Source organism: Pseudomonas sp. QE6 (assembly GCF_041379005.1).
GTDB lineage: Bacteria > Pseudomonadota > Gammaproteobacteria > Pseudomonadales > Pseudomonadaceae > Pseudomonas.
The window spans coordinates 3,639,414-3,659,676 of sequence record NZ_CP166873.1; the positions used below are offsets into that span (position 1 = coordinate 3,639,414).

Sequence of the window (20,263 nt, forward strand, 5' to 3'; positions counted from 1 at the left end):
ACTGGTGAGCGACGACTTCCGGCCGACCAACTCCACGTCAGAAGTTGATTACGATCTTTCCAAACTCTGGCCCTTTGAGTTGCTGGGCGAAGGCATCCCAGGCATCGCTAAAGTGAAAGCGATGTCCGATAATCGGTTGGATTCCTTTGCGTTCGATGAAGGTATTCATCTCTTCGAACAATTGCCGCGAACCGACACGCACGCCACGTACAGTGACCGTACCGCCAAGAATAAGCATTGGATCAATCTTCCCAACTGGATTGATCAGGCCAACCAAATGCACTGTACCGTCACGTCGAGTCGCGAGTATGGAGCGTTCCAGCGTATTAGGACCAACGGTCTCGATTACGTGATCAACACCTTTGCCGCCGGTCAGTTCGCGTGCTTTTTTGTGCCAGTCCGGATCGTATTGATAGTTGATCAAGTGATCCGCCCCGACTGCCGCTGCGCGAGCCAGCTTGGCATCGCTGGAAGACGTGACAATAGTTCGGGCGCCAAGCGCTCTGGCAAATTGCAATGCGAAAAGCGCTACGCCGCCGGTGCCCAGAATGAGCACTGTTTCCGAAGGACGTACCTCTCGCACGGCATTCCAGGCTGTCACCGCCGCGCAAGGTAACGTGGCGCCCTCTTCGTAAGACAGATTACGGGGTAATGTCACCAACCCCTCTTGGTTGAAAACCCGGTATTGCGTCAGCGTGCCGTCAATTCCGTGACCAAGCGTCGTGCTCGAATTTGCGGCGTGATCGCCGAGAGGGCCATACAGCCAGTCCTGCACAAAGTTACCTACCACGCTATCGCCCACGGCGAAGCGATTTACACGCTCACCCACCGCTACGACTTCGCCAGCGCCGTCCGATAGCGGCACGGTTGGGCGAGGCAGCTGAATACCCTGTGCGCCAGCCAGGTAGAAATTGTCCTTGTAGTTAAGTGATGCGGCGCGCATCCGGACCAATACTTCGTATGAGCCGATGGCAGGCACGCTCTCAGTAAACATTTGGAGCGATTCCAGGCTTGGCGCTGTCAGCCGATAGGTTTGGGATGTCTTCATGCTTCAACCTTTGCTGCGTTTTGTTCAGCCAGAGTTGGGTAGTCGGTATAACCTTGTGATCCGCGTGAATAAAACGTCGCGAAGTCGGCGGAATTCAAATGAGCGCCGGCCCGCAAACGATTTACCAGATCGGGATTGGCCAGGAATGGCCGGCCGAAGGCAAGAAATTCGGCGTCGCCTCTTTCCAGTGCGCCCGTTGCATTGGTCTGGTCAAAACCACCTGCCAATACGAGCGGAGCATTGAAAGCGCTGCGCATGGCTTCGCGCAGGCTGACGGGCAGCGGCGGCAGCCCCATCGACTCGAAGTTCACCAGGTGCAGGTACATGAGACCGAAGCTGGAGAGTTGCCGACAGAGCTCGACGTATTGCGCGTCCATTTCCGCATAGTTGAATGCACCATTGGCTCCGCTGTGGGGCATGAAGCGGATGCCTACACGCGCCGCACCGATTGCGCCCACCACAGCCCGAACTACTTCCAAAATGAAACGGTTACGCGCGGACGAACTTCCGCCATATGCATCATTGCGTCGATTGATGGTTGCGTTGAAAAACGAATCAAGCAGATAACCGCCGCCGGCGTGCAACTCTACACCGTCAAAACCGGCTTCAATGGCGAGACTCGCGGCGCGCGCAAACTCGGCGACGGCCACCTGAATATCGGCGACACTCATTGCGCGTGGCGTGGAGGGAGCCTGCATGCCATGTGCGTCGGTATGAATGTCACCGGGTGCGCGCTCCGCGCTAGGGCCAAGTACTTCTGCGCCGATGGGCAAATTGGCGACATGCGCTACCCGACCGGCGTGCATTAGTTGAAGTACGACCTTGCCACCTTTGGCATGCACGGCGGTGGTGACCTGCTTCCAACCTTGTACGTGGGCGCTATTGAATATGGCTGGCATCCGCGCATAGCCCAGGCCGTTCGGTGACGGTGAGGTGCCTTCAACGATGATCAGCCCCGCGGATGCGCGCTGAGAGTAATACTCGGCCATCAAGGCGTTGGGCGTGTTGGCTTCAGTTGCCCGGCTGCGTGTCATCGGCGCCATGATGACGCGATTTTTTAAATGCAGTTCGCCAAGCTGCGCCGAGTGATGCAAAGAATGGGGCATTACAGACCTCCTACGTAAAAGGTGCCTGCAATGGTAGGTCGGGAGTTATTATGGAAAAATATGAAGCAATGACATGCACTCGTGCATTATTGGGATAATTGATCTTGGATTTGAATGACATTGCCCTATTCGTTCACGTGGTACGTGCGGGCAGCCTTGCAGAGGCTGGGCGACGGTTGGGGATTCCGCCCAGCACTGGCAGCCGTCGTCTGCAAGCACTGGAGCGCAGCCTCGGCGTACGCTTGCTGCAGCGCTCAACGCGCCGTTTGGCATTGACAGATGCCGGCCAAGCCTTTTTTGCGCAGTGTGCAGAGCAGATCGACGCACTAAGCCAGTCCGCCCAGGATCTGGCAGACAGCGGCAAACAGCCGAGCGGTCGGGTTCGCGTAGCAGCAGGCGTGGACTTCTTGAACTGGTTTCCCATGGAGTCGATTGCCGAGTTCATGGCCAGACACCCCGCCGTGCGAGTGGAGTTTGTGCTCAGCGATGCTCGCGCCGACTTGCTGGCTGACGGCATCGATGTGGCGGTCAGATCCGGAAAAATGGTGGAGCCAATGCTGGTGGCAAAGGGAATCGGTTGGGTTGAGTGGCGTATGGTTGCCAGCCCCGACTACCTGTCCACCCATGGAACACCGATCAGTCCGCAAGAACTGACCCAACATGAATGCATCACGCGGCCCGCGATCGGCGGCACTCCGGTCACATGGCGCTTGCACGGTCCGGACGGCATGATCGAAGTGCCCGTCAGCAGCCGATTTCAGGTGAACACACATCAGGCACAACTAGGCGCTGCGCTGGCAAGCCTGGGTATTGCGCTGGTGCCAGCCTTGACCACCCTCGCACATCTGGAGCAAGGAGTATTGACGGAAGTTTTGCCCGGCTACAGCCATGAGGCAGGCGTCTACTTTGTCTTTCCGAGTAGGCGGCACATTCCGCGGGCTGTTCGCGCGTTTACCGAGTTTGCCAGTACTGTCCTGTTTGAGCGGGGCATGGTTCTTCCTTCTCGGCCTCAACGTTCGGAGAGCTCTTAACGGTTCTTTAATCGAGGAAGTGATCACTCGGCCAATGGGACGCAGCGCTGGAGAATAAGAAATCCAAGGTCTGCTTCTGGCCGAAAGCCGCTTCTCACCAACGGCAGAAATCGGCCAGAGACGGACGATCTCTACCGTCACTGCTTAACATCGATGCTTTGTTGCAACCTGGGTTGGGCTGCAGCATCGGCGCCGACTGCCAGCAAGCTGCCGGAAACATGGTACAGCAGCCGTTCGGTGGTACTTCCGAGGATGCGGTCCAGCCCCAGGCGCCGCTGCATCCCAAGCACCATTACATCGATCTGATGGTCATACATGAAGTTCATGATTCCCTGAGTCGCCGGACCCAGGACAAAGTGGCGGCGCTCCATGGGGACGCCCCATTTGTCGGCTACATGGTTGAACGTTTGATAGAGCGAGATTCGTACTTGCTCTGCATAACTGGTATCCCAACTGCTGCTCAGCGTCGCCGAGTCATAATCGACGGCCGTTGGCAGGTCACAGGCGTGCAGCAGATGCAGTTCGGCGCCACAAAGGCTGGCCATATTCTGCGCGGCCTGGAGGATCCCCTCATTGAGCCCGCTCGTGAGCAGTTCCGGCCTCGCTACATCCAGTGCGGCTGCTACTTTGAGCGGCAGTGGGTTGGGCGCCTCGGCAACCAGATGCAAAGGGACCTGGCAGGCCCGCAACAGGCGATAGTCCAGTGGCGTGACGAATACCCGTCGCAGAGCCGGCTCGTGATTCACGTTCTTGATCACCAGGTCTGCCTTGAGCGTTGCTATGCGTTCCAGAATTTCCTTGCAGGGATCGGCACTCCAGGTAGCCTCACAGGTCACGCTCAGTCCCGAGCCGCGAAGCACTTCGGCTTCGCGTTCCAATTCCGCCCGGCACTGCGTCAACAGTTCATCGCGCAGGTGATCAATCAAGAACGGCAGGCCTAGCCGTGGCTCGAAGAACATCCCGATATGCAGCGAAGCGTTGCTTCTCCGAGCAATCGCCAAGGCACGCCGATAAGCGGGTGATTGCTGCCAATGAGGGGCCGCGACTAGGAACACTTTCCGGTACTGGTTCATCATGCTACCCCGCTGTCGGCAACGCTTCAGCTGCAGCGTGAAACGAGGTCGCCGGCCCGACTTTGATATTCATCAAGTTCAGTCCTTCCCATGCGCCCCTGGCGGTAACCTCAACTGCCATAAGCAGCCTCATACGGCCTGAGCGATGCTCAGCGCTCAGCCTTTCGAGCCCACGGCAAGCACGCTGCTGGGAATCTGATCGAGAACATGCTCCGTCGTACTGCCAATCAGGCGATCTACGCCCGTGCGATGTACGCGGCCCATTACCACGACGTCCATCCTGTTCTCCTGGGCGAAGTGGGATATTCCACGAAGCGGCGTTCCCATCAGGAAATGGCGCCGTTCCTGGGGCACACCGTGCTGGTCGGCCAGCTTGACGAAGGATTGGTGCAGGGAAGCCCGCAGCTCTTCCACCAGGTCCACCCAGGCGACGGCCCCTGCGCCCCGATTGGCCATGTAGGCTGGCATGCAGTCGTAGATGTACAGAAGATGGAGTTCGGCGTTGCATTGCAGGGCCAGCCCATTCGCCGCCGATATGATCTGCTCGTTGATGCCGCTGATCAGCGTTCGCGGATCGGCCGGATCCACCGCGGCGACAATCTGGCGGGGCAGCGGGTGGCTGGCGTCATGGACCAGATGCAGTGGTTTGGGGCACTCGCGCAGCAGGAACCAATCCAGCGGAGTGACGAATGAGCGCTTGAACGCTGATTCGTGCTGGATGTCCTTGATCACCAGGTCCGGCTGCAGTTCGCGGATGGCCTGGAGCAGATCGGTTCGCAGATCGGTCGTCCAGGCCACGGATGAAGTCATATCGATTCCGGCGCCCAGCCCGCGCTGCAAGTGGCACTCCTTGTCCCAGCGCTCACGCTGCGCCGACAGAAGGCTATCACGGGTATCGTTCTGAACATGCCGCGCCAGCAGGCTGAACGTCGCGAAAGGCTCTACGTAAGCGAGTACGTGCAAGGAGGCCCCGCAGGCCGCCGCCAAGGCTGTCGCGCGATGCAGCGCCGGTGTGTCATGCAGGTCTGGATGAGCAATCAGGAGCAATTTTTGAATCTGGCTCATGGTGCACCTCGGACATTTCAATGGGCTCAGCGCGGCTGGAAACCGTCGGCGCCGGTGTGTCGCAAACCTGATACGCCTGCTGCGATCGACTGACAGTCGGGAGGAGGGCGTGCACAGGGTGATGATGCAATCCGCACCTTCCAATACCGTAACCGTAGCCATCGAAGAAGGGCGCTCCCGTTCACCGGGAGCGCCAGTGCTTCACTTGGCCGCCTTGATGGGAATGACCTTCTCGGGATGAACCGCCTCGGCGCGCTTGGGCAGTTGCACCTGCAGGACACCCTTGCTGAACTGCGCCTGGATCTTTTCCGGGTCCACCTCCCGAGGCAGCCGGAACACCCGCTCGAAGCTGCCGTAACGGCGTTCGGAGATGTGGTACTCCTTCCGCGCTTCGTCCTTTTCTTCCTTCTTCTCGCCTTTGATGATCAGGCAACCATTGGCCAGCTTGATCTCGATGTCCTTCTCATCCATGCCGGGCAGCTCGGCGTTGATCCGGAACTCCTCTGCCTGTTCGCTGACATCCACCACAGGCAAACCATGGGTGAATGGTTCGCGATGCCAGAATGGATCGGCATCGAAGGCGCTATGGCCGAACGGAAGACGTAACGGGGTACGGCCGAAGTCGTCGAAGAGATTGTCGATTTGCCGGCGCAGGTTCTCGAAAGGATGCCATGGATTGTAATGGCTGGTGGTCTGCGCAGAGGCCTTGGTCGGTTGGTTGGGGACCGTGCTGACGGGTACTTTTTTCGCGGGCTCGGACATGATGCATTCCTCCGCAGGATGAAGGTGGCCTCACTGACGAGGCCATTCGATTCTGCAACCACCATCGAGCTGTACTTTGATACCGATCAAATGCCGTTCCGGGCGCCGCTTCCATTTTCTCGAAGACAAGTTGATGACGATCAAGGTCGCCTCAACGTCGCTACTTAGCCTGAACCCGAAGCCGGCGTATTTCGCCGACGCTCGCCATGGAGCGCGCAGCATGGGACGGGAGACTGTTTGTCACGTTCGAGTCCTCGATGAACTCTCCCTTGCAGGTTCGACACAGTGCCTGCGTCTGCTGTTGGAAAGCAGCGAGGCAGAGGCCGTCATTCCCGGGCAGTACTGCGTACTGAGTGACAACCGGCGGGAACCCCGCCCGTTCAATTACGTGACCCTGCCAGGGCGCGAGCGCCGCTTCATCGTGGCCGCCAGCCAACCCGGCCCTCCACTGAGCGTTACGGATCGACTTGTCTATCACGGCCCTTTCGGTGCCGGGTGGCCTTTGCCGCTGGGCGTCTCCCGACTACTGGTCTTCGCCAGCGAGGGCGGCATCTTGACCGTGGTCGCCGCAATCGACGAATTCGCCTGCTGGATGCCCTGGGTGCGGGTGACACTCATCCACGATCCGAGCAGTCCGCTCCGTCTTCCCGACGATTGCCGGAGCTGGTTGCGGTCGCTGGGTTTGCTCTCCGATGCGGGCCTGGACTCCTGTCCGCTGGAGCGATTGCGGGAGCATCTTAGCAAGCAAGTGCCTGACCTCGTGTATTGCGCCGCTCCGTCGCCCCTTGCGCAACGTGCTGCTCGCCTGTGCCTGTGGCATGGCGTACCGGCGCATCGAATCTGGGTGCGGGACGAAATGTGTTTGCCATCCGCCGGAGGCGGATCGATACCAGATCCGGATGGTCCTGTGCGGCGCTTTGACCGTTTCAACGGGTGTAGCCAAGCTCGCCCTTGATCAGTATCAAAGTACACCGTGCCGGAGCAGCACAGGCTCATAGCGTCAGCCCATCCGTGCCGCACCGGAGGCATCATGAACGCCTTTGCCCGCCTGCTCCTGATCTGTGACACCGACCTGCACTATTCCCCTGCCTTGGCGCGCGCCCAGGCACTGGCCGGCGCCTCTGGCGCAAGCCTGCACATTGTGGTTCTGGGAAGCCTGCAAAATGGTCTGGCCCTTCTCGATTACAACACCCAGCAACGGGCCCGGGAGAGTATCCAGGCGCGCCAGCAAGCATGGCTTGATGACCAGCTCGAACGGCTCCGTGGTCATGGCATCGATGCCAGCGTCGAGGCCATCTGGGGCGAAGAGCCGCTGGAGGAAATTCTTCGTCTGGTGACAACCCGCCAGATCGATCTACTGGTCAAGGATACGCAGTACGAACCAGCGTTGAGCCGCGCCCTGATTCGCCCGCTCGACTGGCAGCTCCTCCGCCAGTGCCCGGTGCCGGTACACCTGGTCAGTCTGGCGGAGCACCCATTGCCACGCAGGGTGGTAGCGGCAATCGATCTTTCGCATGATGAACCCGGGATCAAGGCGCTGAACGACCGGATTGTCGAGTCAGCCCAGAAGTTCGCCCGGCAATGCGACGCCGAGTTGCATCTGTTGCAGGCCTACGATGTGAGCGCCAGCTTTCTAGCCTATGCCGCCGGCCCGGTGGCCTGGACTGCGGAACTGGACGAACAGTTGAGCGGCCGCTCACGCCAGCGCATGGACCGTATCGGCGCGCGCTTCGGCGTGGGACGTCCCTGTCAGCATCTGGCGAAGGGGCCCGCCATGCGAGTCATCGCTGAGTTCGCTGTCCAGCAACGGATGGATGTTGTGGTGATGGGCACGCTCTATCACGCCGGTCTGGCGAAGATCATCGGCAGTACCACGGAGCAGACGCTGTATCGCATCAACTCCAGCATTCTGGCGGTTCGCCCCTGAGACAACCCCATGAAGGTATTAGCGTTTCTCGTCGCGCTGTTCTCTATCTGGGCGATCGCCTGTGTCGCCTGGATGGAGCTTCGTTACACGCCCGCCGGCGGTGACAGCCAATACGTGTTTCTCTGGGATCGTTGGGAGAATCGTATATGTCTGGTATCCATCAACGAACCTTCGAGAATCATCTGTGACCTTCGTTTGCTGTGGGTGGATACGGGAGAAAGAGGTGGGCCCATGCTCCGCAGACCATGACAGCGGCCCAAGGCCCGCTCAACCGGCGCGCCGCCGCTCACTATCGCGACGCGTGCCCCTAGGTAGCTCATGGGGAGCCGCGAGGCGTTGATGGAGCCGATCCAGATACTCGCGAGCCTGATGCTCATCGGCGAAAGGAACCCGGTATTGATCGAGCTGCACATAGCATCGACCGTCACTGGTGCAGAGTAGTTGCGTGCGCATGAAAGCCTCCCCGCCCTACGGCGCTGGCTGCAATTGCAGGGTATGAATGATCTGCGCGGGGTCACTGGGGTCCTGGCGGCTGCTGAATCCAAGGAATCGCGCCAGTTCGTGCATCGCGCTGTTGGCTGCCGTGTCGATCGAATACATCTGCTTGAAGCCGTGCAGCCTGGCCGTTTCGATCAAATGGCGCATCAATGCCACGGCTAATCCCCGATGACGCCAGGCATCAGCCACGGTCACCGCACATTCGCACTGCTGGGGATCTGTCCCTCGCGCATAACGACTGATGCCGATCTCGACCAACTCCCCGTCCTGATGCGCGAGGGCGACATAGGCGACACTGTCCTTGAAGTCGACCGTCATCAGTTGGTCCAGCAGGGATGGACTGGCTTCCCTCATGGTGCAAAGAAATCGGAAATGACGCGCCTCCGGCGACAACCGGGCAATGAAATCCGCCTCGCGCTCGCGGTCATCGGGTCGAAGCGGACGGATCAACACATGGCTACCGTCATTCAAAGCCTCGACCCAGTGTTCATCGGGGCATTCACAAGCTGCTTCGCAGTGAGTTGACATGGAAACCTCCTGGCAGGGCGTCGGTACGCGGGTGAGCCGCTGACTTACTTGTACGCCGGAAGGGGCTCGCAGGTTTGATCATGATCAAGCTGCCGCAATCTCATCATTCAACTGTCGACCGGTGTGCGGCGACGGACGCGTGCAAGCCCATCGACGACTGCTTCCGCATCAGCGCCGATCGAGGAATCGATACAACTCTTCCTCCTGGTCAAAATGCAGCTGGACCAGGGTGTCAAGGCGGATCAGCAGCGTCTGTACCTCTTCCAGCGACACGGCCAACGGTTCCTGAAAGAGGTCATCACGTACTCGCGTCAGCAACAGGATCAGCCGGAAGATTTCGCGGTGGCCATAACTGAGCGCCGACAGTGGGTCGTCCCCCGCCAATTTCGCGGACAACATCGGATAGAGCGTGCGTTCGTCCTCGCGCTCATGTTCGGCCAGTTGCTTCTGCAACTCGTCTACAAGCATGTCCAATGAGGCACGAGCGACATCAGGTGGTAATTGCGCGAATGTCTCGGCCAGTTGTCGCAACCGCGCTCGCAGTCGGTCCAACTGCACATGCTCCTGATGAAGACGGTCCACTTGCTCTCCACTCAGCCACCTCACCTGCGCCCGACGCATACCCAATGCCCGCAAGGCACAGACTATCGCCACCACATCGATCAGCTCCTGGAGAACCGCTCCGGCAAGCGCGGAAAGGAAACCAGAAGCCGCTACCAGCATCGCCAGTAGGGACAGGCCCATGCCGACTAATACCGCCTGACGGGCAATGGATTTGGTCTGCCGAGCGATATCCAGTGCTTCCACCAGACGGTCCAGGCGGTCCACCATCAGTACTACCCCGGCGGCTTCCGAGGAGGCGCCCGTACCCGCGGCCCCCATGGCAACACCGACATCAGCCGCCGCCAGGGCTGGCGCGTCATTGATGCCATCGCCCACCATCGCGGTACGCCCCGATAGGCCTCCCTCCAGAACCGCCCGAACCTTGTCCGCCGGCGCCAGACCAGCCTGCACATCATCGATTCCGGAAGCCAGGGCGACTGCCTCTGCATTCTCCTGGCGGTCCCCGGTGAGCATCACGATCCGCTTGATACCCGCTGACCTCAGGCGACGCACGACACCTGGCGTCTCGCGGCGCACGACGTCAGCAAAGAGGACGGCTCCCGCCAACTCTCCGTCCACCGCGACGAAGCTGCCCCCGTAACAGCCATAGTCCATTCGACGCAGCAGGCGGCCAGCCCATTGGCCCGGGTCTGCGCCACCACAGACAAAGGGAAGAGTGCCCAGCCGGACACGATGCTCGCCGACCCGACCTTCCAGCCCGGCGCCCGGTATTTCCTCCACGTGCGAGGGTTCATGCAACTCCAGCTTCTGCAGCCTCGCGGCGTTGACCACCGACTGGGAAATGGGATGCACCGATGCTTGTGCCAGGGAAGCGGCCATGGCCAGGACTTGCGTTGCGTCTCGCTCATCCTTCACTTCCACCGCTTGTACCTTCGCCTGGCCGCTGGTGAGGGTTCCGGTCTTATCCAGGAAAAGCTCGCGCACTTCCGCCAGCGCTTCAAGGCTGGTGCCATCCTTGAATAGAACCCCTCGTCGTGCCGCACGTGAGATTCCGCCCATGATTGCGATGGGGACGGCAAGAATCAGCGGGCATGGCGTGGCGACCACCATCACGGCGAGAGCACGCAGTGGCTCGCCGCTGATCAGCCAGGCGGCCCCGGCCAGCAATAGCGTCGCCGGGACGAAGAGCAATGCGTAGCGGTCGGCCAGGCGAGCGAAGGGCGCCTTGGAGCGGCGTGCCGTTTCGGCCAGTCGCAACACTCCGGCGTAGGTACTTTGCTCCGCCGTCTGCAACGCCTCCAATTTGAATGGCTCCCCCAGATTGACAATACCGCTGGGCAAGGTGTTGCCCTTGACGTTCGTAACCGGCAGCGGCTCCCCGGTCAGCGCCGACTCATCCAGACTTGCACTGGCACTGAGCAGCCGGCCATCCACCGGTACAACGTCCCCCTGTCGAACCATCAGCACCTGGCCCACACGAACCTGGTCAATGGGGATACGGCGCAATTCGGCTCCCTCCACCAACCACGCGTAGCGTGGCGCGCGATCCAGCAGGGCCTGAAGCTCTCGCACGGCCCGGCGCGAGGTATAGAATTCCAACGTACGCCCGCTGGATAGCATCAGGGCCACCACCGCGGCCACGAGCCATTGCTCGAAGCCCAGCGCCGCGACGATGGCGAGCAGGGCGATCAAGTCCACGCCGGCTTCACGACGTAGCAGGCGTTGCACAACTTCGATGAGCAAGGCCAACGTCATCAAGAGGCTGCCTGCTGCCCAACTCAGGCTGGCCAGATCCGCCCGTCCCAGCGCCAGGGCCAAGCCACCCAGCACGAGCCCCAGGCTGGTAATCAGCAGCAGTGCGGGATCACCCCACTGTGACCAGCGGTTGAATGACCTGCGTTCCATGATGTTCATCCCTGGGGCTGCGCATTACAGCTTACCGGTCCCATCACAAATCGAAGTCGGATGAGGCCGCTTCAGTCGCGGCAAATCGGTGCAATCCGCCTCCCGCAGCTATTGCGTAGGTGCTGGATCATTCGCTTTCGACATCAGTGTCCCAACACTCCTGCGTCGTCAGCCAACGACGGGCGACAATGCCGCCACAGGCCCCTTCCTGCCCCTTCGATCATCAAGGCACTTCAGCAATCGATCCATCGCCGTGCGCACATCACGCTGTGCATCTACCTTGCTCACCAGCCAGGTGGTTAAAAGGGGCTGAAGCGATGGGTCCTTTTCTGCTGCACTGCACCATAGGCTCAGGTCACGCTCGCTTCCCAACGCCGTTTGTGCGCGCTTGAGCTCTTCCAATAGCTTGCGCTTGGCTGTCAGCCAATCTGCATAGCTCTCGCACAGATAGCGCACACGCTTGATCCGCAAGCGAAGGACATGCCAGTCATTTGTGCAGCCCCCCTGCAGCACGAGCGCCTCGCGAAGCTTTTGGAGATCGCGCTCCATGCGCCTTCCAATTCGCCGCTTCAACTTCCTGAGACCGGTTTCAGCGTCGACCCGGCGTAGTTCAGTTGGCCAGCGCTCGAATTCGGCGTTCACCCGCCTTGCGACACGTCCGTGCATACAGCGACGACACGTCTCTTCCACCTTCTGACGGCGTTTGTCTGCTTCGACTTGCCATCCACGACGCTCCAGCTCTTCAGCCAATACTTGAGCGTCCCTCAGCGCGCTGGTGCGCCTTAGCAAGTCGGCGACCGCCTGATCCAATCTGGTTAGGCCCGGATGATCACGCAGTGGCAGCAAAAGACTACTCGCCCCTCGCAGCGCAATGCGCAAGTCATGTAACGCCTCGTTATCAGTGTCGCCTTCGATGCGTTCGGCCGCATGAAGAAAATTCACCTGCTGATCGATGAGCCTGGCGACCAGGAAATCGGCATCGCTCATGATCATCTCCCCTCGGTCTGTCGAAGCGTCTGTTCGATCAGGGTGGGATCTGCCCAGTAAGCGAGGTCACCCGCTATTGATCGACGTGGCGAAAGGTTCTCTGGGGCTAATGGATATCCGGCTTGGATCATGATGACCTCCTGAGCATCGCCAGGAAGTACTGGCGGGCACTGAAACAGCCTGTGCCTGCGTGCATTGCTTCACTTTGATGCGAATCAAGTAGCGACCTGTGCCCATTTGCGCACGACGTGGATTGCTTCGGAAGAAGAATGAGTCGGCCAAGCTGATGCACGCTGCGCCTGACTTTCGGTGCGACATCGGGTTAACGGTCAAGGCAGGAACTCAGTGGCGCCCTGGAGAAATGTTCTGCTCCTCGATGCCGCTCAATCGACACAGCTCCGAGCGGTTGAGCAGATGCACTTCCCGGCCCTGGCATTCAATCAGTTCGCTCTGAACGAAACGCGTGAACAAGCGGCTGATGGTTTCCAGTGTGAGGTCCAGATAATTGCCGATATCGCCGCGCGTCATGGGAAGGATGAACTGGTCCTCCCGCAGTCCCCGCTGTTGATAGCGTGCCGACAAGCTGAGCAGGAACTGTGCAAGGCGCTGCTCCGCTCGCTCACGATTGCAACGGAGATGTTCGTGTTCGCCGTGGATGCCCTGACTGAGAATATGCAGCAATTGGTGACGCAGACCAGGGATACGTCCGGATAGCTCCTCGAGCTGTTCAAGGTCAATGGCGCAGACCATTGCGGTCTCCAATGCCAACGCAAAACTACGAAACTCTGCTGCACCGATTGCATCCAACCCAATCAGCTCACCCGGTAGAACAAAGCCTGTCACCTGATGATCACCGCTGCTTTCGAGCAAATAGGTCTTAAGCGCACCAGAACGCAACACGAATATCTGCCGCATGGGCTCACCGGCTCGAAACAGATATTCCCCTTTATGCAGAGGACGATTGCGCCTGACTATCTGATCCAGTTCCGCCACCTCGCTATCAGTCAGGCTGGCTGGAAGGCAAAGCCGGCTCAGCGAACAGGCATAGCAGTTAACCTGTGGAAGATGTGATGGGCGCAGGTTGTCTGGCATGGCTTAAGCCCCGACCAAAGGGCGATCATACAAGTTTAGCCGCTTCGCTATGTCGCTACAGAGTCGTCGATAAACGGGAGGCCAAGTATTCCCAACATCCTGGCTTTAGGCTCTACGGCCCAACAGACTCTTCGGATCCTGCTTTACGTCAAGCTATAAAGGGGGCAGGCCGATTGCCTTGAGCACTATCAAGTTGCGCCCTGGGAAATGAACGCGCCCGCCGACAGCGCGTTTGATCGGCATCAAAGTGGCTCCCCCTCACGATCGCAGAATCGAATAATCTCGCCAATAAGGCGACTTTCTTCCTGCGAAGGAATTCATCATGTCCGAGCCCGCGAAAAAAGTCCCCGTCACCACAGTCACCAGCCAATCGGCCAAGATCTCAGGACAGGTCAGCAATCCGTTTCACCCGTGGCAACCCTTCGAGAGTCTTCGCCGCCAGATCGACAGCCTCTTCGACGAATTCAGCCGCGCGCCCTTGTGGCTTCCGTTCAGTCACAGCCTGTTCGATGCCGAGCAATTCAGGCGTCGCGACTCGAGGATCCCTGTATGAACGGGGCACTGCGAAGTCACTCGATGGACTCGCAGCCGAGCAACGGTCCGGACCTCCGGCGTATTGCAGCCAAGCTGCTACAGAAGGCGGATATCGAGATCAATGGCCAGCGCCCATGGGACATGCAGGTGCTGCGAGCGCAAGTATTCGACCGTGTGCTCGGCCAGGGGAGCCTCGGCCTCGGCGAAAGCTACATGGATGGAGACTGGGAGGCCCAACACCTGGACGAGTTCTTCTATCGTCTGCTGCGTGCTCGCCTGGATCGTGAAGTCCAGCCGCTGCGTCTGCTCGTTCATGCATTGCGCTACCGTCTGCTCAACCTGCAGAACAGTCAGCGCGCCTGGCAGGTCGGCAAGCAGCACTATGACCTTGGCAACGAGTTCTATCGGGCCATGCTCGACTCGCGCATGACCTACAGCTGCGGTTACTGGGAAAACGCCACGACCCTGGAGCAGGCGCAAGAAGCCAAGCTCGACCTGATCTGCCGCAAGCTCCAGCTCAAGCCCGGAATGCGCCTACTAGACATCGGCTGCGGCTGGGGCAGCCTGATGTCTTATGCAGCACAACATCTAGGCGTCGAGTGCGTGGGCGTGACCATTTCCCAGGAACAGGCGAACTGGGCGAGTGACCATTATCGTGGCCTGCCAGTGGAGTTTCGCCTGCAGGATTACCGCAGCCTGAACGAAAAATTCGATTGCATTGCCAGCGTGGGCATGTTCGAGCACGTTGGGCACAAGAACCACCGGACGTTCATGCAGGTCGCCCACCGATGCCTGGCCGATGACGGCCTGCTCCTGCTGCACACCATTGGCAAGAACGAGCGTCGCGGCCGCCCCGACCCATGGATCGATCGCTACATCTTCCCCAATGGCGACCTGCCCTCCATCGGACAGATTGGCGATGCCGCAGATCGCTTCTTCGTCGTCGAGGACGTGCACAACTTCGGCGCTTACTACGACCGCACCCTGATGGCTTGGTACGCCAATTTCGAAGCCGCTTGGCCTCGCTTCTGCAGGCTTGGCGAACGCTTCCGGCGTATGTGGCGCTACTACCTACTGTGTTGTGCTGGGGCTTTCCGCGCACGCGACATAGAGCTCTGGCAGTGGGTGTTGTCCAAGCGCGGCGTGGCCGGTGGTTATCGGCGCCCGCAGTTGTAAGTGGTTTCGACCCCGCGTGCCCTTCCATGAACTCGGAGTCCGATGGCAATGAAGATTGCCCAGCTTACCGCTGAGGAGGTACTGACCAGCCTGCGGACGAGCGTCTTCGGGCTCGATGTCGCAGAGGCACAGCGACGCCTTCGTGAATATGGCGCCAATCGCATCTGCCGGGAGCGCTCACAGCCAGCAATCCTACGCCTGCTGGGTGAGTTCTCCCGTTTCTTTTCCATGGTGCTCTGGATTGCAGCTGGCCTAGCCTTCTTCCTGGAATCCGTAACACCCGGGCAAGGCATGGCCAGACTGGGGGTGGCGATCGTCGCAGTCATCCTGGTCAGCGGCGGCTTCTCCTTCTGGCAGGAGTTCCGGGTCGAGAGGACCCTGGCCGCACTGCGCAGTCTCCTGCCCCTCAAGGTCACCGTGATGCGTGGCGGTCAAGCCATGGACATCGAGGCGGAACAATTGGTACCTGGCGACCTGGTCCTATTTGATCAAGGCGACAGCGTTCCGGCCGACTGCCGCCTGATCGAGGCCTTCGGCCTGCTGGTCAACAATGCCAGTGTCACCGGCGAGTCGGCACCGCAGCCCCGGGACGGATTCCCTTCGGACCGGGAGGGGCGCATACATGGCCGCAATATCCTGCTCGCTGGCACCTCAGTGGCGGCAGGTAGGGGCAAGGCTGTCGTGTTCGCCACCGGCATGCATACCGAGTTCGGCAAGATTGCCCATCTCACTCAGTCCGGGGGGCGCGCTGTTTCACCCCTACGCCGCGAAATCGGCCGATTGAGCCGGACGATCATCCTCCTCGCGGTTGTGATCGCTGTCCTGCTGTTCACCGCTGGTTGGCTGATGGGATTGCCCCTCGGACAGGATTTCGTCTTCGCCATCGGTATCATCGTAGCCATGGTTCCAGAAGGGTTGCAGCCGACCCTGACCCTGGCACTGGTCCTGGCGACCCAGCGTATGGCCCGGCGCAATGTGCTCATCCGTCACCTTCCTGCGGTGGAAGTGCTGGGAGCCACGACCATCATTTGCACCGACAAGACCGGCACCCTGACCGAGAATCGCATGACCGTGGTCAGCTTGCTACTGGGAGCCGGTGACCGTCCCGTCCCGGTGCGCGAGGCTCTGGAACTGGAATCGCGCTATCGACAACTGTTTTTCACCACCGCCTTTTGCCATGACCTCGTTGAAAAGCGGGAGGACGGAGAGCGATCCTGGCAGGGGGATCCGATGGAGGTAGCCCTGCTGGACCTGGCCAGGAAGGTGCTGGGCGAGCCGCCGGACTGGCCCCGTATCGACGAGTATCCCTTCGATGCCGAGCGCATGCGCCTGTCGACCATCCAGGCCGCTCCCGAAGGCGCCACACTCTACTGCAAGGGGGCGCCAGAACGGGTCCTGCCATGCTGCGTGGAGACTCTGTGCGAGACCGGCGTGCAGCCTTTGACCGAGGCGATGCGCGAGTCCATCGTGAAGGCACAGGAGTCGATGGCCGAGGCAGGGCTCAGGGTGTTGGCGCTGGCCTACCGCTCTGTCGGGGCGGGAATTTCGGCGGCAGAGGCCGAGAGGGATCTGGTCTTCGCCGGGTTGGTTGGGCTCGAGGATCCCCCCAGGGTTGCGGTTCCGAAGGCCATGGAGACCTGCCGGAACGCCGGCATCCGGGTCATCATGATCACCGGCGATCATCCGCGCACCGCCCTGGCAATGGCCCGCCAGATCGGCCTGGCCGATCCCCGGCGGGAAGCTCGCGTCATCGTCGGCGACGAGCTGCAGCTACTGTCCGATACCCAGCTGCAACTGGCGCTTGACCATCCGGATATCATCTTCGCCCGCGTCGCGGCGGACCAGAAGACACGGATCGTCGAGTCGCTCGCTCGCAAGGGGCACATAGTCGCAGTGACCGGTGACGGGGTGAATGACGCCCCGGCACTAAAGAGTGCGCATATCGGCATCGCCATGGGACGCTGCGGCACCGACGTCGCCAAGGAGGCGGCCGATATCGTGCTCATGGACGACAATTTCGCCAGCATCGTCAGCGGCATTGAGGAAGGCCGGGCGGTGTTCGACAATATCCGCAAGTTCCTTACTTATATCCTCGCTCACAACGTCCCGGAACTGGCGCCCTATCTGGCCTTCGCGTTGTTCCGCGTGCCATTGGCGATCACCCCGATCCAGATGCTGGCCGTCGACATGGGTACCGATTCGTTGACCGCCCTGGGCCTGGGTGTCGAGCCGCCCGAGCCGGACGTAATGATGCGACCACCGCGGCCGCCATTGCAGCGGTTGCTTGATCCGGGCCTGGCGCTGCGAGCCTATCTGTTCCTCGGCATGATTGAGGCTGCCGCCGTCATGACCATCTTCCTGCTGATACTGCACCGTGCGGGCTGGCACCATGGCGAGCCTCTCGCCGCGATCGACCCGCTTTATCTCTATGCCACGATGGCATCCCTGGGGACCATCGTCCTGCTGCAGATTATCAACGTCTTTCTCTGCCGCAGCCCCCTGCGCTCCATTCGTGACACGGGCCTGACCGGCAACTGGATGCTGTTGGCGGGGGTACTGGTGGAATTGGGATCGCTGCTCCTGATCGGCTGGACCGAGGCGGGCAATGACTTCTTCGGTACCGCCACGGTGGCTTGGGCGGACTGGCTCCGAATCGTTCCCTTCGCCGTGGCACTGCTCGTGGCCGAAGAAACTCGCAAGTGGCTGGCACGACGATCGGGCTCGTGACGATGGCGGCCTCACGCAGTGCATTCTCTTGCGCTAGTCCGTTGCTGAACACCGCCTCCCTCTCTTCCCAAGAAACATGGCTCAACCTGGATAGGTAGCAAACCTCGCCTGCGCTAACTGGCCCAGCTATGGTGGACCAAGTACCGACTTCGAGTTCGGCACTGGAGACAACCATGAGCAGTGCATCGCCTTATCAACACGGGTTCTTTCGTGTTGCCGCCTGCACCCCGCTAGTGACGCCGGCGGACCCGCTTGCCAATCTTGCCTCGACGCTGCGTCTGGCTAACGATGCAAGCCACCGCCAAGCGGGCGTGGCGGTGTTTCCCGAGCTGGGCTTGTCTGGATACGCGATCGACGACCTGCTGCTCCAGGACGCCTTACTGGATGCGGTGGAACTGGCCCTGGATCAACTCCGCGAAGCCAGTCGGGACCTGCTGCCGCTTTTGCTGGTCGGCGCTCCATTACGCGGCGACAGCGCGTTGTTCAACTGCGCGGTGGCCATCCATCGGGGAGAGATCCTCGCCGCTCTGCCCAAAACCTATCGACCGAACTACCGGGAGTTCTACGAGAAACGCCACTTCGCGTCAGCCTCGGACATTCGCACTGATCGGTTGCGGCTCGCCGGGCGATACGTGCCATTCGGCAGCGATATCCTACTGGAGTTCGCCCATGTCCGTGGCCTGACTCTACATGCGGAGATCTGTGAAGACCTTTGGGTTGCCGTACCGCCGAGCAGTCACGCCGCCCTTGCCGGGGCCACGTTGTTGACCAACCTTTCAGCAAGCAATGCGACTATCGGCAAGGCCGAGTTTCGTCGCTTGCTCGGCGCCAGTCAGTCCGCACGCTGCATCGCTGCTTACGTTTACAGCGCTGCCGGCTACGGAGAGTCAACCACCGACCTGGCCTGGGATGGGCACTCGCTGATCCACGAGAACGGAGACCTGCTCGCCGAAAGCCAGCGTTTTTCCAGCGAGCCGGGCATGATTATCGCGGACATCGATATCGACCGACTGCTGCAGGATCGGCAACGAACGACGAGTTTTATGGACTGTGCCAGCGTGCAGAGCCTGCACTCGCGAGCCTTCAGGCGTATTGTTGTTGACTTTGAGCCGCCGGCCGGCTCGCTGCCTCTGGAGCGCCCCATCGCGCGCTACCCCTATGTTCCCAGCGACCCGGTGATGCTGTATATGCGCTGTGCCGAGGTTTACGCGATTCAACAACAGGGGCTCGCGCGTCGCCTCCAGGCCTGCAATGCGCAATGCGTTGTGATTGGAATATCGGGCGGTGCGGACTCGGCCCAAGCTGCCTTGGTCGCTGCCGGCGCCTTCGATCTGCTCGGGCGTCCCCGCCGGCAGATCCTCGGCTACAGCCTGCCGGGCCTCGCCACCGGCCGACAAACTCGGCGCAATGCCATGGCGCTGATGCACAGCCTCGGCATGACGGCGACGGAAATCGATATCCGTCCTTCCTGCCGACAGATGCTTGCCGACATCGGGCACCCGTTCGCGCGTGGCGAGCCGTTGTACGACACCACTTTTGAAAACGTCCAGGCTGGCGAACGCACTTCGCATCTGTTTCGCCTGGCCAACCTGCACGGCGGCCTGGTGGTCGGCACCGGCGACCTTTCCGAACTTGCCCTGGGGTACACCACTTACGGCATCGGCGACCAGATGTCCCACTACGCGGTGAACGCTTCGCTACCCAAGACCCTGATCCGCTATCTGCTGCACTGGCAGCAGAAACGTCAGCCACCGGCAGTGCGTCGGGCGCTTCGCAGCATCCTTGCAACCGCACCGTCACCGGAGTTGGTGCCTGGCCCCGAACCGCAGAGTGCCGAAGAGACGGTTGGCCCCTATGCCCTGCAGGACTTCTTCCTCTACTACCTGTGCCGATTTGGCTATCACCCGGCCAAGGTCGCCTACCTTGCAGAGCAGGCATGGGGTGTCGCCGAGCAAGGCAGTTGGCCAGAGCTGGTGCCGGCGACCGAGCGTCGGGCATATGGTGGAGACGAGATTCGTCACTGGCTGCAAGTATTTTTGCAGCGTTTCTTCGGCGGCAGCCAGTTCAAGCGCTCTGCGATGCCCAATGGCCCCAAGGTCGGCTCCGGTGGCTCGCTGTCGCCTCGCGGCGACTGGCGTGCACCGAGCGACAATTCTGCACAGCTATGGCTCCAGGCACTGGAAACTCGGCGCAGGCCCCCTTGGGAATGAGCCTCCCGGAAGGAACAGCGATGGCCACGA

General features: G+C 60.6%; 16 protein-coding genes. 7 read left to right on the forward strand and 9 right to left on the reverse strand.

The annotated features are described in order from the left end of the window. Positions 1-37: 37 nt before the first annotated feature. A complete protein-coding gene (locus ACAW63_RS16830; protein ID WP_371226993.1) occupies positions 38-1,048 on the reverse strand; it encodes an NAD(P)-dependent alcohol dehydrogenase in 1,011 nt (336 codons plus the stop codon). Beyond that, entirely contained in the window at positions 1,045-2,154 is a 1,110-nt protein-coding gene (locus ACAW63_RS16835) for an alkene reductase (protein WP_371226995.1), read from the reverse strand. Before ACAW63_RS16835 ends, ACAW63_RS16830 begins: the two co-directional genes overlap by 4 nt. Before the next feature lie 104 nt (positions 2,155-2,258). Between ACAW63_RS16835 and ACAW63_RS16840 the strand changes: the two genes are divergently transcribed. After that, complete coding sequence (locus ACAW63_RS16840) at positions 2,259-3,185, forward strand: LysR family transcriptional regulator (RefSeq protein ID WP_371226997.1); 927 nt, start codon at positions 2,259-2,261, stop codon at positions 3,183-3,185. Positions 3,186-3,322: 137 nt separating this feature from the next. Here the strand turns inward: ACAW63_RS16840 and ACAW63_RS16845 are convergent, their stop codons facing one another. From ACAW63_RS16845 to ACAW63_RS16855, 3 genes are all read right to left on the reverse strand, one after another. Continuing rightward, positions 3,323-4,261, reverse strand: a complete 939-nt coding sequence (locus ACAW63_RS16845) for a universal stress protein (protein WP_371226999.1) — start codon at positions 4,259-4,261, stop codon at positions 3,323-3,325. 153 nt (positions 4,262-4,414) lie between these two features. Then, complete coding sequence (locus ACAW63_RS16850; RefSeq protein WP_371227001.1) at positions 4,415-5,323, reverse strand: universal stress protein; 909 nt, start codon at positions 5,321-5,323, stop codon at positions 4,415-4,417. A gap of 201 nt (positions 5,324-5,524) precedes the next feature. After that, positions 5,525-6,085, reverse strand: a complete 561-nt coding sequence (locus ACAW63_RS16855) for an Hsp20/alpha crystallin family protein (protein ID WP_371227003.1) — start codon at positions 6,083-6,085, stop codon at positions 5,525-5,527. A gap of 133 nt (positions 6,086-6,218) precedes the next feature. Here ACAW63_RS16855 and ACAW63_RS16860 point away from each other — a divergent pair, with 133 nt between their 5' ends. Next, positions 6,219-7,040 carry a hypothetical protein gene (locus ACAW63_RS16860; RefSeq protein WP_371227005.1) on the forward strand — a complete coding sequence of 274 codons (822 nt, stop codon included), beginning with the start codon at positions 6,219-6,221 and terminating at the stop codon, positions 7,038-7,040. 75 nt (positions 7,041-7,115) lie between these two features. Beyond that, positions 7,116-8,012: a universal stress protein gene (locus ACAW63_RS16865; RefSeq protein ID WP_371227007.1), complete on the forward strand. Its 897-nt coding sequence runs from the start codon at positions 7,116-7,118 to the stop codon at positions 8,010-8,012. A gap of 468 nt (positions 8,013-8,480) precedes the next feature. On the opposite strand, the gene ACAW63_RS16870 is transcribed toward ACAW63_RS16865, so the two are convergent. The 4 genes from ACAW63_RS16870 to fnr form a co-directional block, all read right to left on the reverse strand. After that, positions 8,481-9,038: an N-acetyltransferase family protein gene (locus tag ACAW63_RS16870; RefSeq protein ID WP_371227009.1), complete on the reverse strand. Its 558-nt coding sequence runs from the start codon at positions 9,036-9,038 to the stop codon at positions 8,481-8,483. A 168-nt stretch (positions 9,039-9,206) separates the two neighbouring features. Further along, on the reverse strand, positions 9,207-11,507 hold the full coding sequence (locus tag ACAW63_RS16875; protein WP_371234692.1) for a heavy metal translocating P-type ATPase: 2,301 nt from the start codon (positions 11,505-11,507) through the stop codon (positions 9,207-9,209). A gap of 168 nt (positions 11,508-11,675) precedes the next feature. Then, positions 11,676-12,494 (reverse strand): CHAD domain-containing protein, encoded by an 819-nt coding sequence (locus tag ACAW63_RS16880; RefSeq protein ID WP_371227011.1) that lies wholly within the window; start codon positions 12,492-12,494, stop codon positions 11,676-11,678. A 342-nt stretch (positions 12,495-12,836) separates the two neighbouring features. Beyond that, on the reverse strand, positions 12,837-13,586 hold the full coding sequence (fnr, locus tag ACAW63_RS16885; RefSeq protein ID WP_371227013.1) for a fumarate/nitrate reduction transcriptional regulator Fnr: 750 nt from the start codon (positions 13,584-13,586) through the stop codon (positions 12,837-12,839). A 322-nt stretch (positions 13,587-13,908) separates the two neighbouring features. Between fnr and ACAW63_RS16890 the strand changes: the two genes are divergently transcribed. From ACAW63_RS16890 to ACAW63_RS16905, 4 genes are all read left to right on the forward strand, one after another. Then, complete coding sequence (locus tag ACAW63_RS16890) at positions 13,909-14,139, forward strand: hypothetical protein (protein WP_371227015.1); 231 nt, start codon at positions 13,909-13,911, stop codon at positions 14,137-14,139. 23 nt (positions 14,140-14,162) lie between these two features. After that, positions 14,163-15,296, forward strand: coding sequence for a cyclopropane fatty acyl phospholipid synthase (cfa, locus tag ACAW63_RS16895; RefSeq protein ID WP_371234693.1), 1,134 nt, complete (start codon positions 14,163-14,165; stop codon positions 15,294-15,296). Positions 15,297-15,344: 48 nt separating this feature from the next. Further along, positions 15,345-18,023, forward strand: coding sequence for a cation-translocating P-type ATPase (locus ACAW63_RS16900; protein WP_371227017.1), 2,679 nt, complete (start codon positions 15,345-15,347; stop codon positions 18,021-18,023). Between the two features lie 173 nt (positions 18,024-18,196). Further along, positions 18,197-20,233: an NAD(+) synthase gene (locus tag ACAW63_RS16905; protein ID WP_371227019.1), complete on the forward strand. Its 2,037-nt coding sequence runs from the start codon at positions 18,197-18,199 to the stop codon at positions 20,231-20,233. The last annotated feature ends 30 nt before the right edge of the window (positions 20,234-20,263 follow it).

Coding starts and splice junctions, on each gene's coding strand:
- ACAW63_RS16830 (WP_371226993.1), bottom strand. CDS start 1,048: ATGAAGACATCCCAAACCTATCGGCTGACAGCGCCAAGCCTGGAATCG.
- ACAW63_RS16900 (WP_371227017.1), top strand. CDS start 15,345: ATGAAGATTGCCCAGCTTACCGCTGAGGAGGTACTGACCAGCCTGCGG.
- ACAW63_RS16855 (WP_371227003.1), bottom strand. CDS start 6,085: ATGTCCGAGCCCGCGAAAAAAGTACCCGTCAGCACGGTCCCCAACCAA.
- cfa (WP_371234693.1), top strand. CDS start 14,163: ATGGACTCGCAGCCGAGCAACGGTCCGGACCTCCGGCGTATTGCAGCC.
- ACAW63_RS16890 (WP_371227015.1), top strand. CDS start 13,909: ATGTCCGAGCCCGCGAAAAAAGTCCCCGTCACCACAGTCACCAGCCAA.
- ACAW63_RS16880 (WP_371227011.1), bottom strand. CDS start 12,494: ATGAGCGATGCCGATTTCCTGGTCGCCAGGCTCATCGATCAGCAGGTG.
- ACAW63_RS16850 (WP_371227001.1), bottom strand. CDS start 5,323: ATGAGCCAGATTCAAAAATTGCTCCTGATTGCTCATCCAGACCTGCAT.
- ACAW63_RS16845 (WP_371226999.1), bottom strand. CDS start 4,261: ATGATGAACCAGTACCGGAAAGTGTTCCTAGTCGCGGCCCCTCATTGG.
- ACAW63_RS16835 (WP_371226995.1), bottom strand. CDS start 2,154: ATGCCCCATTCTTTGCATCACTCGGCGCAGCTTGGCGAACTGCATTTA.
- fnr (WP_371227013.1), bottom strand. CDS start 13,586: ATGCCAGACAACCTGCGCCCATCACATCTTCCACAGGTTAACTGCTAT.
- ACAW63_RS16905 (WP_371227019.1), top strand. CDS start 18,197: ATGAGCAGTGCATCGCCTTATCAACACGGGTTCTTTCGTGTTGCCGCC.
- ACAW63_RS16875 (WP_371234692.1), bottom strand. CDS start 11,507: ATGGAACGCAGGTCATTCAACCGCTGGTCACAGTGGGGTGATCCCGCA.
- ACAW63_RS16870 (WP_371227009.1), bottom strand. CDS start 9,038: ATGTCAACTCACTGCGAAGCAGCTTGTGAATGCCCCGATGAACACTGG.
- ACAW63_RS16865 (WP_371227007.1), top strand. CDS start 7,116: ATGAACGCCTTTGCCCGCCTGCTCCTGATCTGTGACACCGACCTGCAC.
- ACAW63_RS16860 (WP_371227005.1), top strand. CDS start 6,219: ATGACGATCAAGGTCGCCTCAACGTCGCTACTTAGCCTGAACCCGAAG.